We start from the raw sequence: 13,700 nt of genomic DNA, 5'->3' as shown, positions 1-13,700 counted from the left end.
AGTGACTGGAGTTCAGACGTGTGCTCTTCCGATCTGGCCTTGGGCGCCTCGGCGGGCGCGGTGGCGGCGGCGGCGGCCTTGGCGGCGGTGTCGATGCGGGCCAGCACTTCGCCCGAGGTGACGGTGCTGCCGTCGCCCTTGACGATTTCAGCCAGCACGCCCGAGGCGGGCGCCGGCACTTCCAGCACGACCTTGTCGGTTTCGACTTCGATCAGGATTTCGTCCGCTTCGACGGCAGCGCCCGGCTGCTTCTTCCAGGTCAGCAGCGTCGCTTCGGAGACGGATTCGGAGAGTTGGGGGACGACGACGTCGGTAATAGCCATTTTGTTTGTTCCGTAGAGGTTTGTGTTCTGATCGCGCGGCGCGGCAAGCTTCGAAAGGGATTTCTGAAACCTGCCGCGCGCAGCGCACGCATCGGGCGAGGGTTACTTCGTCAACATGACCTTGAACTTGGGCGCGAAAGCCGCTTCGATCAGGGCCTTCTGCTGCTCCTGGTGCTTGGCCAGGTAGCCCACCGCCGGCGAAGCCGACGCGGCGCGGCCGGCGTAACCCAGCTTCTGGCCTTCGACCATGTTCTCGTACACGTGATGCTGAACGTAGAACCAGGCGCCTTGGTTCTGGGGCTCGTCCTGAACCCAGATCACCTCGGTTGCCTTCGGGTACTTGCGCAGTTCCGTCTCGAAAGCCTTGTGCGCGAACGGATACAGTTGTTCGACGCGGACGATGGCGACGTTGTCGACGCCACGTTCGCGGCGGGCATTGACCAGATCGTAGTAGACCTTGCCCGAGCAAGCCAGCACGCGCTTGACCTTGGCGGCGTCGATGGCCTCGTCGACCTCGCCGATGACCGGGCGGAAGCTGCCGCCGGCCAGATCGGTCAGGGGCGAGCCCGCGTCCTTGTTGCGCAGCAGCGACTTCGGCGTGAACAGCACCAGCGGCTTGCGGAACGGGCGGATCATCTGGCGGCGCAACACGTGGAAGATCTGCGACGCGGAGGTCGGCTGGATCACCTGCATGTTGTTGTCGGCGCACAGTTGCAGGAAGCGCTCGATGCGGCCCGACGAGTGCTCGGGGCCCTGGCCTTCGTAGCCGTGCGGCAGCATCAGGGTCAGGCCCGACTGGCGGCCCCACTTGGCTTCGCCGGAGCTGATGAACTGGTCGATCACGACCTGGGCGCCGTTGACGAAGTCGCCGAACTGGCCTTCCCAGATGGTCAGCGTGTTGGGTTCGGCGCTGGAATAGCCGTATTCGAAGCCCAGCACCGCCTCTTCGGACAGCACGGAGTCGATGACGGTGAACGGAGCCTGGCCTTCCGACACGTTCTGCAGCGGAATGTAGGTGCCGTCGTTCCAGCGTTCGCGGTTCTGGTCGTGCAGCACGGCATGGCGGTGCGTGAACGTGCCGCGGCCCGAGTCCTGGCCGGTGATGCGGATGGCGTAGCCCGAGGACACCAGGGTGGCGAAGGCGAGGTGTTCGCCCATGCCCCAGTCCAGGTTCATTTCGCCCTTGGCCATGGTGCGGCGGTCGTTCAGCAGCTTGGCGACCAGCGGGTGCACCGTGAAGCCTTCCGGCACCGTGGTGATGCGTTCGCCGATGCGCTTCAATTCAGCCAGCGGCACGGCCGTGTCGGCCTGGTCGGTCCACTTGGCGCCCAGGAACGGCGACCAATCGATCGCGTACTTGCTCTTGTAGTCGGTCAGCACCGGTTCGATGGTGCGCTGCCCGTCTTCCATCAACTGGCGGTAGTCCTTGACCAGTTGGTCGGCTTCGCCTTCGGCCAGCACGCCTTGCGTGGTCAGCTTGTCGGCGTACAGCTTGCGCGTGCCGGGGTGGTGGCCGATGCGCTTGTACATCAGGGGCTGCGTCAGCGACGGGGTGTCCTGCTCGTTGTGGCCCAGCTTGCGGAAGCAGACGATGTCCACGACGATGTCGTGGCGGAACTGCAGGCGGTAGTCCAGCGCCAGCTTGGTGACGAACACCACGGCTTCGGGATCGTCGCCGTTGACGTGGAACACCGGGGCTTCGATCATCTTGACCACGTCGGTGCAATACAGCGTCGAACGCGAGTCGCGCGGGTCGGACGTGGTGAAACCGATCTGGTTGTTGATGACGATGTGCAGCGTGCCGCCCGTGCCGTAGCCGCGGGTCTGCGCCAGGTTCAGCGTTTCCATGACCACGCCCTGGCCGGCAAAGGCCGCGTCGCCGTGCACCAGCACCGGCAGCACTTGCTTGCCTTCGGCGTCGCCGCGGCGTTCCTGGCGGGCGCGCACGCTGCCTTCGACCACGGGGTTGACGATTTCCAGGTGGGACGGGTTGAACGCCAGCGACAGGTGAACCGGGCCGCCACGGGTGGACAGGTCGCTCGAGAAGCCGTTGTGGTACTTCACGTCGCCGTCGGTCAGGCCTTCGGCGTGCTTGCCTTCGAACTCGGCGAACAGGTCGCCGGGCATCTTGCCCATGATGTTCACGAGCAGGTTCAGGCGGCCGCGGTGGGCCATGCCGACCACGATTTCCTGGACGCCGTTTTCACCGGCGTGGTTCACCACTTCGTCCATCGAGGCGATGAAGCTTTCGCCGCCTTCCAGCGAGAAGCGCTTCTGGCCGACGTACTTGGTGTGCAGGAAGCGCTCGAGCCCTTCGGACTCGGTCAGTTGCTGCAGGATGTGGCGCTTTTCTTCGGCCGAGTAGGCGGGCGCGCCCAGGGTGGTTTCCAGGCGTTCCTGGATCCAGCGCTTGGCGGCGGGGTCGGAGATGTGCGTGAATTCGGCACCGATGCTGCGGCAGTAGGTGTCGCGCAGCGCCTTCAGGATGTCGCGCAGCGTCATGGTGCTGGCGGTCGTGAAGTAGGTGTTGGTGGCCGAGTAGGTCTGGTCCAGGTCGGCTTCGGTCAGGCCGTAGAAGGCGGGATCGAGCTCGGGGATCGGCGGACGTTCCTGGCGCTTGAGCGGATCCAGGTCGGCCCAGCGCGAACCCAGCGAACGGTAGGCGGCGATCAGCGATTGCACCGAGACTTGCTTGCTGGCGACGCTCAGGTCGGGTTCGGCGGAGCGCTGCACGAAGGCGTTGGCCTTGGCGCGCTGGGCGAACGATTCGACGATGGGAGCGTGGGCCCGGTCGCGGGTGGATTCCTGGCCGTCGGTGGCGGGAGCGTGCTGCAACTGGTCGAAGTATTCGCGCCAGTTGTCAGGTACCGAACCGGGATTGTCGAGGTAGGCTTCGTAAAGCTCCTCGACGTAGGGGGCATTCCCCCCAAACAAGTAAGACGTGGATAGGGATTCTATTTCCGAAGACATATCGCTTCACCTTTACGAGTGCTTCACTCGACACGATGCAGGGAAAACCTTCCGCGACACGGGCTTCCCGTTTAGCGGATAGCAGGGGCAGAAGGCGCGTACAAGCCTTGAAAGCCGTATGGCCGAAAGTATAACCCTTTGAGTTTACGGGCGTCTTCTTGCGTTTGCGTGACGCAAAAGCCTATTGGGAATGCCTCCATGCGGCAGTGGAATGTCCAGCGAACCCCGTTCATTGCGCCGTCTACTTGCCATCAAATTCCGTCAATCCAAAATGCGGCGGCGCGTCATTTTTAGTGCGGTGCAAAACAAGTGTTGCGCGTTCGCCGCGATTACACCGGCAGCTCGGTCGTCGACAGTATCTCTTTCAATACGAAAAAGGTGCGGATCTGGCGTACGCCGGGAAGTTTGATGATCTCGCCCGCGTGCAGCTTGTTGAACCGTTCCAGGTCGCGTATGCGCAGCATCAGAAAGTAGTCGAATTCGCCCGCCACCAGGTGGCACTCCAGGCAGCCGCTGATGCCGCGCGCCGCCTCTTCGAAATCGGTGAAGGACTCGGGCGTGGAGCGGTCCAGCACCACGCCCACGATGACCAGCGTGGCCATGTCCACCTCGGCGGGCTCGAGCAGGGCGACCGTCTTCCTGATGATGCCCTCGCCCTTCAGCTTCTCCACGCGGCGCAGGCAGGCCGCGGGGCTCAGGTGGACCCGCGCGCTCAACTCCAGGTTGGTGATCTGGGCATCCTGCTGTAGCGCGCGCAGGATCTGGCGGTCGATGCGGTCCAGGCCGGAAAGGGCTGCCATTTCATATGTCCCTGAAAATTAGATTTCTTGGTTCATTTTCTGCACCAAATAATAATTCTCCATTCTCTGTTTTGGAAAATATTAATAGCGAAAGGCGATAAAAATACGCAATTGACCCAAGGTCCCGGCAATTCCTATGATTTTTCCATCCGAGCCATCCCGGCCGGCACGGCAAGACCCACAGGAGCCAGCATGGATCTTCAACGATTTCCCCGCCATCGCCTGACCTTCGGCGACACCCCGATAGAAAAGCTCGAACGCCTGTCCGCGCACCTGGGCGGCAAGGTCGAGATCTACGCCAAGCGCGAAGACTGCAACAGCGGCCTGGCCTTCGGCGGCAACAAGCTGCGCAAGCTCGAATACCTGATCCCGCAAGCCCTGGAGCAAGGCTGCGACACGCTGGTCACCATCGGCGGCATCCAGTCCAACCACACCCGCATGGTCGCCGCGGTGGCCGCCAAGCTGGGGCTCGCCTGCGTGCTGGTGCAGGAAAACTGGGTGGACTATTCGGATGCGGTCTACGACCGGGTCGGCAACATCATGATGAGCCGCCTGATGGGCGCCGACGTGCGCCTGGTCGACCAGGGCTTCGACATCGGCTTCCGGCGCAGTTGGGAAGAGGCGCTGGAAGACGTGAAACGGCGCGGCGGCAAGCCCTATGCCATTCCGGCCGGGGCGTCCGACCACGAACTGGGCGGCCTGGGCTACGTGGGCTTCGCCGAGGAAGTGCGACGCCAGGAGGCCGGACTGGGGTTCAAGTTCGACTATATCGTCGTGTGCGCCGTCACCGGCAGCACGCAGGCCGGCATGGTGGTGGGCTTCGCGGCCGACGGGCGCGCGGACCGCGTCATCGGCATAGACGCCTCCGCCACGCCGGACCAAACCCGGGCGCAGATCCTGCGCATCGCGCGGCGCACCGCCGACATGGTCGGGCTGGGCCGCGCCATCGGGGACGAGGACGTGGTGCTGGACACGCGCTACGCCTATCCGGCCTATGGCCTGCCGTCGGCCGAAACCAACGAGGCCATCCGCCTGTGCGCCCGGCTGGAGGGCATGATGACCGACCCCGTCTACGAGGGCAAATCCATGCAGGGCATGATGGACCTCGTCCGCCGCGGCGAGATCCCCGCCGGCTCCCGGGTCCTGTACGCGCACCTGGGAGGGGTGCCGGCGATCAACGCCTACAGCTTTCTGTACCGCAACGGATAAGGGCGCCTACGGCCCCCTGGGCTGGCCCAGCGGCGATCTGCGCTGAAAGCGCCGGCCGGCTTGCGGCCTTCCCGGGCTTGCCAGCCCGGGCGGTCGGCACCCATCATGTACATGACTTCCGCACAAAACATGAACAGGACGGCCATGGCCCACACCCTAGCCCATCTCAACTCGGCATCGCCCGCCGATGCCGCCGCCATGCTCGACGGCCTGTATGGGCCCGCGCCCTGGGTCGCCGGACGCGCGCTGCAATTCCGCCCGTTCCGCTCCCTGGCCGACCTGCGGCAACGCCTGCGCCAGGCCGTGGGCGACGCGGACGCGCAGGCCCGCCTGGCCCTCGTGCGCGCCCAGCCCGAACTGGCCGGCCCGGCGCCCGGCGGGGAATCGGCCCGCGAACAGGAAATGGCCGGGGTGGCGCAAGGAACGGCGGACCAGCAGGCCCGCCTGGGCGAGCTGGCCGCCGCCTACGGCGCCAAGTTCGGCTTCCCCTTCGTCCTGGCCCTGCGCGGCCCGCGCGGGACCGGGCTGTCCCGCCGGCAGGTCGTCGACGAACTCGCGCGCCGCCTGGACAACCCGCCCGACGCCGAACTCCTAGAGGCGCTGCAACACCTCCACCGCATCGCCGAAATCCGGCTGCAAGACAGGTTCGGCGACGCGCCCGCCATGGGCAACGATATCTGGGACTGGGGCGAACAGCTTGCCGCCCACAGCGATCCGGGCTATGCGGAAAAAGGCCTGCTGACCGTCACCTACCTGACCGACGCGCACCGCGCCTGCGCGCAGCAGCTTTCGCAATGGATGCGCGGCTGCGGCTTCGACGAGGTCGGGATCGACGCCGTGGGCAACGTGGTGGGCCGGTACCTGGCCGGCCGCGCCGACGCGCCCACGCTCCTGACCGGCAGCCACTACGACACGGTGCGCAACGCCGGCAAGTACGACGGGCGGCTGGGCATCTTCGTGCCGATGGCCTGCGTGCGCGAACTGCGCCGGCGCGGCAGGCGCCTGCCCTATCACCTGGAGGTCGTCGGTTTCGCCGAAGAGGAAGGCCAGCGCTACCGGGCCACCTTCCTGGGCTCGGGCGCCCTGGTCGGCGGCTTCCGGCCCGAATGGCTGGACCAGAAGGATGCGGACGGCATCAGCATGCGCGACGCCATGGCGCGCGCCGGCCTGCGCGCCGAGGACATCCCGGCGCTGCGCCGGGACCCCGCCCGCTACCTGGGCTTCGTCGAAGTCCACATCGAGCAGGGGCCCGTGCTGTATGAAATGGGGCTGCCACTGGCCGTCGTCACATCCATCAACGGCTGCCTGCGCTACCAGGTCCAGATCCTGGGCATGGCCTGCCATGCCGGCACGACGCCGATGGACCGGCGCCGCGACGCGGCCGCCGCGGCGGCCGAGATGGTCCTGTACGTGGAACGGCGCGCCGCCCGCGACGGCAACTCGGTCGGCACCGTCGGCATGCTGGAAGTGCCCGGCGGTTCCACCAACGTGGTGCCCGGCGAGTGCCGCTTCACCCTGGACCTGCGCGCGCCCAGCGACGCCCAGCGCGATGCGCTGGCCCGCGACGTGCTGGCCGAACTCGAGGCCGTCTGCCAGCGGCGCGGCCTGCGCTATGCGCTGGAAGAAAGCATGCGCGCCGCCGCGGCGCCCAGCGACCCCGCCTGGCAGCGGCGCTGGGAACGGGCCGTAGCCGCGCTGGGGCTGCCGGTCCACCGCATGCCCAGCGGCGCGGGCCACGACGCCATGAAACTGCATGAAGTCATGCCGCAGGCCATGCTGTTCGTGCGCGGCCAGAACTCGGGCATCAGCCACAGCCCCCGCGAATCCACCTCCAGCGACGACATCCAGCTCGCCGCGCAGGCGATGCTGCATTTGCTCGACGCGCTCGCCGACGACACGAAATGACGACCATGACCGACTACGCCCGGCTCGACGCCTGGATCGACGCCCACTTCGACGAGGAAGTCCGCTTCCTGCAGGAACTGGTGCGCGTGCCCACCGACACGCCGCCGGGCAACAACGCGCCCCACGCCGAACGCACGGCCGAACTGCTGCAAGGCTTCGGCCTGCCGGCCGAGGCCCACCCGGTGCCGGCCCAGGAAGTCCGCGACTACGGGCTGCAATCCATCACCAACCTCATCGTGCGGCGCGAATACGGCGCGGGCGGCCCGCGCATCGCGCTGAACGCCCACGGCGACGTGGTCCCTCCCGGCGACGGCTGGCAGCACGATCCCTACGGCGGCGAAATCGACGGCGGCAGCCTCTACGGCCGCGCCGCCGCCGTCAGCAAGAGCGACTTCGCCAGCTTCACTTTCGCGCTGCGCGCGCTGGAGGCCGTCGCCAGGCCAGGCCGAGGCGCGGTCGAACTGCACTTCACCTACGACGAGGAATTCGGCGGCCTGCTGGGACCGGGTTGGCTGCTTTCGCAAGGGCTGACCAGGCCCGATCTGCTGATCGCGGCGGGCTTCAGCTACGAAGTCGTGACCGCGCACAATGGCTGCCTGCAGATGGAAGTGACCGTGCACGGCAAGATGGCGCACGCCGCCATCCCCGCCAGCGGCGTGGACGCGCTGCAGGCCGCGGTCGGGATCCTCGAAGCGCTGTACGCGCAGAACGCACGCTACCGGAACATCCGGTCCCGGGTGCCGGGCATCAGCCACCCCTACCTGAACATCGGGCGCATCGAAGGCGGCACCAACACCAACGTGGTTCCCGGTAAAGTGGTGTTCAAGCTGGACCGGCGCATGATTCCCGAGGAAAACGCCGCCGAGGTCGAGGCGGACATCCGCGGCGTCATCGGCGACGCCGCCGCGTCCCGGCCCGGCATCGCGGTGGACATCAAGCGCCTGCTGCTGGCGAATTCCATGCGCCCCCTGCCCGGCAGCCAGCCTCTGGTCCAAGCCATCCAGAAGCACGGGCAGGAACTGTTCGGCGAACCGATACCCGCCATGGGCACCCCGCTATACACCGACGTGCGCCTGTACGCCGAAGCCGGCATCCCCGGCGTGATCTATGGCGCGGGGCCGCGCACGGTGCTGGAATCGCACGCCAAGCGCAACGACGAACGCGTGGTCCTGGAAGACCTGCGCCGCGCCACCAAGGTCATCGCCCGCACGCTGGCGGACCTGCTCGCGCCGGCTTGAGGCGGGAACACCCCTGCGCAGGGCACGCCCGGCACGCGCAGTGTCTGACACCCGTACGGCAAGGCGCTCAAGCTTGAAGCAGCGCTTCCCGGGTGTCTGACACGATGTGTGTGGGTGTCAGACACCCGGGAAGATCTGCTTCAGCCTGAAAGAGCATCTCGTACGGGTGTCAGACACTGCGCGTGCCCTCACCTCATACGGGTGTCAGACACTGCCGCGGCCAGGCTCCTGCCGCAGCCCCGCCCCCCCGCATCGACGATGCGCAAGCGCGCTACGCCAGCTTCAACACTCGCCGCCAGAACAGCACCGCCACGAACACGAAAACCGCCAGCCCGAGATACGACGCCGTCGGCGCGAAGTCCTCGCCGGCGATGGCCAGCGGGGCGTCGGAGCCGGTCGCGCCGATGATGGCGGCCATCAGCACCCCGACCAGGCTTTCGCCCACGATCAGGCCGGAGGCGATCAGCACGCCGCGGCGGTTGGGCGCGTCGGCGAATTGCTCGTAGGGCTTGCCGGCCGCGGCGGCGCGGCGGCGCAGGGCGCGCTCGAGCAGCCACGCAAGGACCGCGCCGGCCACGATGGGCGCGGCGACGGTCGGCGGCAGGTAGATGCCGATGCCCACCGCCAGCACCGGAATCCGGGCCACGCGGCAGGTGCGCATCAGGACCTGGTCCACCAGGATCAGGCCCACGCCGACCGCCATGCCGATCAGGATCATCGACCAGTTGAGCTGGTGCGTGAAGATGCCGCGCGCGATCGCCAGCATCAGCGTCGCCTGCGGCGCCGACAGGGCCTGCGCCGGATCCATGTCGGCGCGCGGCAGCGCGTCGGCGAAGCCGTAGGCGTTGTACAGCAGTTCCAGCACCGGAGAAATCACCGCCGCGCCCGCCACGCAGCCGATCAGCAGCGCGACCTGCTGGCGCCACGGCGTCGCGCCCACGAGCCAGCCGGTCTTCAGGTCCTGCAGGTTGTCGTTGGAAATCGAGGCCACGGCCACCACCGCGGACGTGCTGAAGATAGACAGCGCGATGGCCATCTGCACGCCGTTCTCCACGCTCAGCAATTCGCCGCCCAGCGCCAGCATCAGCAGCGACACCAGCACGATGGCGACGATGCCCACTCCCGAGATCGGGCTCGTGGACGAACCCACCAGCCCGGCCATGTAGCCGCAGGCGGCGGCCACCAGGAAGCCGAACACAAAGGCGAACAGCACCGCGTAGGCCACCAGCTTCCAGATCGCGGCGGCCGACAGCGGCGCGCCCGACAGGAACACCTGGAACGTCACGACCAGGACCGCCACCAGCACCAGCGTCACCGCCGAGATCCATCCGGCCGACAGGTCGCGCTCGGTGCGCGGGGCGCTCCCGGCGCCGGCCGCGCCGGCTTTGCCCAGGGCGGCGAACGAGGCCTTCACGCCGCGCGCCATCGGCATGAACAGCGTCGCCAGCGTCCAGATGGCGCCCACGCCGATCACGCCCGCGCCGATGAAGCGCACTTGCGACGACCACAGGCCGGTCGCGTACTGCGCCAGCGACTGGCCCGCGGGCATGTCGCCCATGGCGCTCAGGACGGGCACGGCGATCCCCCAGGAAATGACCAGCCCGGTCAGCATGGCCAGGCCCGCGACGATGCCGATGAGGTAGCCGGCGCCCAACAGCGCCAGCGAGAAACCCATGGGCAGCCGGAACACCGCGCCGCCCAGCGCGAACCAGCCGCTGACGCTGTCGCCCAGCACCCGCAGGCCGCTGGCCGCGAAGCTGACCGCGGCGGAGGCCAGGCCGCCGGCGACGATGTCGCCCATGCCCGTGGCGGCCTTGGCCGGCGCCCGCCCGGCGTCCTCGGCGGCATCCTGGGCGCGTTCGGCGCTGCCCACCCGCAGGATCTCGGCGGCCGCCACGCCTTCCGGATACGGCAGGTCGCTCTGCACCACCATCACGTGGCGCAGCGGAATCGTGAACATCACGCCCAGCATCCCGCCGGCCGCGCAGATGCCCAGCGTCTGCCAGAACGGAAAGCCCTGCCAGTGCCCCATCATGACCAGGGCCGGCAGGATGAAGATGATGGAAGACAGCGTGCCGGCCGCCGAGGCCTGGGTCTGCACCATATTGTTTTCCAGGATGTTCGCGTCCTTGAACAGGCGCAGCACGGACATCGAGATCACCGCGGCCGGAATGGCGGACGAAAACGTCAGGCCCACCTTCAGTCCCAGGAACACGTTGGAAGCGGTGAAGATGACGGTGATCAGGGCGCCCAGCAGGACGCCGCGGAACGTCAGTTCCGGCAGCGTGACCTCTGCGGGGACGCGGGTGGGTTGGGTCATGGAAATCTCCCTGTCTGCTAGCCGCGAATTCTAGCGCCTCGCCGGCTGAGGGCCCGGAGGCGGCCATCGGGCGTTTCCGCGGCATAAGCTGCCGCGAGCACCGCGCCCTGCAAAAGATTATGCTGAAACCGACGCGATTCCTCCAAAATTTCGATCACCCATGCCTGGGGCAAGGGTCTAGCATGGGCCCTAAACCAGGAGACAACACCACTATGCGCGACGCCAGCACCCTCCGTCCCGGGCACGACACGGAACACGACCTCGACCCCGCCGAAACCGCCGAATGGCGCGACGCCCTGCAGTCGCTGGTCCAGGCGGAAGGCGCCGGACGGGCGGGCTACGTGCTGGACAATCTCCTGGGCCACGCCGCCTCGCTGGGCCTGCGCGCCAGCGGCCAGATCCGCACTGCCTATCTGAATACCATCCCCGCCGACCAGGAACCGCCGTTTCCCGGCAACCTGGCGGTCGAGGAACGCATCGCCCGCATCAACCGCTGGAACGCGCTGGCCATGGTGGTGCGCGCCAACCAGGCGCACGGCGAACTGGGCGGCCACATCGCCAGCTACGCCTCGGCCGCCGACCTGTTCGAGGTGGGCTTCAACCATTTCTTCCGGGCGCGGACGGCGGAAGGCCCGGGCGACCTGGTCTACATGCAGCCGCACTCGGCGCCGGGCGTGTACGCCCGCGCCTACCTGGAAGGATTCCTGGGCGAAGACGACCTGGCGCATTTCCGGCAGGAAATCACCGCCACCGCGCGCGGCCTGCGCGGCCTGTCCTCGTACCCGCACCCGTGGCTGATGCCCGATTTCTGGCAGTTCCCCACGGGCTCGATGGGCATCGGCCCGATCAACGCCATCTACCAGGCGCGCTTCATGCGCTACCTCGAACACCGCTCGCTGGTGCCGGGCGGCGACCGCAAGGTCTGGGGCATCTTCGGCGACGGCGAAATGGACGAACCCGAATCCATCGCCGCGCTGACGCTGGCGGCGCGCGAAAAGCTCGACAACCTGGTCTTCGTGGTCAACTGCAACCTGCAACGCCTGGACGGCCCGGTGCGCGGCAACGGCCGCATCATCGACGAACTCGAAACGCTGTACGCCGGCGCGGGCTGGAACGTGATCAAGCTGGTCTGGGGCAGCGACTGGGACGCCCTCTTGCGGCGCGACACCGGCGGCGCGCTGGCCCGCGCGTTCGCCAACACGGTGGACGGGCAGTTCCAGACCTTCGCCGCCAACGACGGCGCCTTCAACCGCGCCCACTTCTTCAACCAGAATCCCGAGCTGGCCGCCCTGGTGGCCGACTGGACCGACGAAGCCATCGACCGGCTGCACCGCGGCGGCCACGACATGGTGAAGATCCACGCCGCCTACCACCGCGCCGTCCGCCATCGCGGCCAGCCCACCGTCATCCTGGCGCAGACCAAGAAGGGCTTCGGCATGGGCGCGGCCGGCCAGGGCAAGATGACCACCCACCAGCAGAAGAAGCTGGACGACGAAGCGCTGCTGGCCTTCCGCGACCGCTTCGCGCTGCCGATCTCGGACGCCGACTGCCTGGCGCTGAAGTTCTACCGCCCCGCCGAGGACAGCGCCGAACTGCGCCACCTGCAGGCGCGCCGCGCGGCGCTGGGCGGGCACATTCCCCGCCGCGCCACCGAGGCGCCCCGCCTGGCGCCGCCGGACGCAGAACAATGGGCGCGCTTCGCGCTGGCCGCGGACGGCAAGGAAATGTCCTCCACCATGGCCATCGTGCGCATGCTGACCGCGCTGCTCAAGGACGGCGCCGTGGGCCCGCGCATCGTGCCCATCGTCGCGGACGAGGCCCGCACCTTCGGCATGGCCAATCTGTTCCGGCAGATCGGCATCTATTCGGCGCAGGGGCAGCTCTACGAACCCGAGGACATCGGCTCGGTGCTGTACTACCGCGAAGCCCGCGACGGCCAGATCCTGGAGGAAGGCATTACCGAGGCCGGCGCGATTTCCTCGTGGACCGCGGCCGGCACCAGCTACTCGGTCAACGGGCTGCCCATGCTGCCCTTCTATATCTATTACTCGATGTTCGGCTTCCAGCGCATCGGCGACCTGATCTGGGCGGCGGCCGACCAGCGCACGCGCGGCTTCCTCATCGGCGCGACCTCCGGCCGGACCACGCTGGGCGGCGAGGGGCTCCAGCACCAGGACGGTTCCAGCCACATCATGGCCGCCGCCGTTCCCAACTGCCGCGCCTACGACCCGGCCTACGCGTACGAAGTCGCCGTCATCGTCGAGCACGGCATGCGCCGCATGCTCGACGAGCAGCGCGACGAGTTCTTCTACCTGACCGTCACCAACGAAAACCTGGCGCAGCCGGACATGCCCGCGGGCGAGGACGCGCGCGAAGGCATCCTGCGCGGCATGTACCGCCTGCGCCCCGCCCGCGGCCAGGCCCAGGTGCGCCTGCTGGGCGCCGGCCCCATGCTGCGCGAGGCCGAAATGGCGGCCGAGCGGCTGCTGGCCGACTACGGGGTGGACGCCGAGGTCTGGAGCGTGACCAGCTTTTCCGAACTGGCCCGCGACGGCCGCGAAGCCGAGCGCGCCCGCGTGCTGGGGCTGGAAACCCGCGACGCGGCGGACTGGGTGCGGACCTGCCTGGGCGCCAGCAACGCGCCGGTGGTCGCCGCCACCGACTACGTGCGCGCCGTGCCCGAACAGATCCGCGCCTGGGTGCCGGCTTCCTACCGCACGCTGGGCACCGACGGCTTCGGCCGCAGCGACACCCGCGCCCAGTTGCGCGACTTCTTCGAAGTCAGCGCCGACTGGATCGCCCTGTACGCGCTGGACAGCCTGGGCCGGCAGGACGACGCCCAGGCGCTGCGGGCCCGATTGAACGCCCGCGCCCGCCGGACTCCGCCCTGGGAGCTGTAAAAACCGGCCATTCGTTGCGGTGCAACAACCAAGCT

General features: G+C 67.9%; 7 protein-coding genes. 4 read left to right on the top strand and 3 right to left on the bottom strand.

Translation table 11 applies throughout. The features are described from left to right. Positions 1-425 precede the first annotated feature (425 nt). Both AVE30378_RS16770 and AVE30378_RS16765 read right to left on the bottom strand, forming a co-directional pair. Positions 426-3,293, bottom strand: a complete 2,868-nt coding sequence (locus tag AVE30378_RS16770) for a 2-oxoglutarate dehydrogenase E1 component (protein ID WP_129241994.1) — start codon at positions 3,291-3,293, stop codon at positions 426-428. 329 nt (positions 3,294-3,622) lie between these two features. Next, the gene (locus AVE30378_RS16765) at positions 3,623-4,093 is read right to left on the bottom strand and encodes an Lrp/AsnC family transcriptional regulator (protein ID WP_129241993.1); all 471 of its coding nucleotides are present in this window, start codon (positions 4,091-4,093) and stop codon (positions 3,623-3,625) included. A gap of 192 nt (positions 4,094-4,285) precedes the next feature. Between AVE30378_RS16765 and AVE30378_RS16760 the strand changes: the two genes are divergently transcribed. The 3 genes from AVE30378_RS16760 to AVE30378_RS16750 all read left to right on the top strand — a co-directional run bounded on the left by AVE30378_RS16760 (position 4,286) and on the right by AVE30378_RS16750 (position 8,445). Next, a complete protein-coding gene (locus tag AVE30378_RS16760) occupies positions 4,286-5,302 on the top strand; it encodes a 1-aminocyclopropane-1-carboxylate deaminase (protein ID WP_129241992.1) in 1,017 nt (338 codons plus the stop codon). A gap of 144 nt (positions 5,303-5,446) precedes the next feature. After that, positions 5,447-7,207, top strand: coding sequence for a 2-oxo-4-hydroxy-4-carboxy-5-ureidoimidazoline decarboxylase (gene uraD / locus AVE30378_RS16755; protein ID WP_129241991.1), 1,761 nt, complete (start codon positions 5,447-5,449; stop codon positions 7,205-7,207). Between the two features lie 5 nt (positions 7,208-7,212). Then, positions 7,213-8,445 carry a M20 family metallopeptidase gene (locus AVE30378_RS16750; protein ID WP_129242004.1) on the top strand — a complete coding sequence of 411 codons (1,233 nt, stop codon included), beginning with the start codon at positions 7,213-7,215 and terminating at the stop codon, positions 8,443-8,445. 271 nt (positions 8,446-8,716) lie between these two features. Here AVE30378_RS16750 and AVE30378_RS16745 read toward each other — a convergent pair whose 3' ends face one another. Then, the gene (locus AVE30378_RS16745; protein WP_129241990.1) at positions 8,717-10,765 is read right to left on the bottom strand and encodes an OPT family oligopeptide transporter; all 2,049 of its coding nucleotides are present in this window, start codon (positions 10,763-10,765) and stop codon (positions 8,717-8,719) included. A gap of 212 nt (positions 10,766-10,977) precedes the next feature. Between AVE30378_RS16745 and mdeB the strand changes: the two genes are divergently transcribed. Beyond that, entirely contained in the window at positions 10,978-13,665 is a 2,688-nt protein-coding gene (gene mdeB / locus AVE30378_RS16740) for an alpha-ketoglutarate dehydrogenase (RefSeq protein ID WP_129241989.1), read from the top strand. The last annotated feature ends 35 nt before the right edge of the window (positions 13,666-13,700 follow it).

Source organism: Achromobacter veterisilvae (assembly GCF_900496975.1).
GTDB classification, from domain to species: Bacteria; Pseudomonadota; Gammaproteobacteria; order Burkholderiales; family Burkholderiaceae_B; genus Achromobacter; species Achromobacter veterisilvae.
This window is presented reverse-complemented; position numbering and strand designations above follow the sequence as displayed.

Coding starts and splice junctions, on each gene's coding strand:
- uraD (WP_129241991.1), top strand. CDS start 5,447: ATGGCCCACACCCTAGCCCATCTCAACTCGGCATCGCCCGCCGATGCC.
- AVE30378_RS16745 (WP_129241990.1), bottom strand. CDS start 10,765: ATGACCCAACCCACCCGCGTCCCCGCAGAGGTCACGCTGCCGGAACTG.
- AVE30378_RS16750 (WP_129242004.1), top strand. CDS start 7,213: ATGACCGACTACGCCCGGCTCGACGCCTGGATCGACGCCCACTTCGAC.
- mdeB (WP_129241989.1), top strand. CDS start 10,978: ATGCGCGACGCCAGCACCCTCCGTCCCGGGCACGACACGGAACACGAC.
- AVE30378_RS16760 (WP_129241992.1), top strand. CDS start 4,286: ATGGATCTTCAACGATTTCCCCGCCATCGCCTGACCTTCGGCGACACC.
- AVE30378_RS16770 (WP_129241994.1), bottom strand. CDS start 3,293: ATGTCTTCGGAAATAGAATCCCTATCCACGTCTTACTTGTTTGGGGGG.
- AVE30378_RS16765 (WP_129241993.1), bottom strand. CDS start 4,093: ATGGCAGCCCTTTCCGGCCTGGACCGCATCGACCGCCAGATCCTGCGC.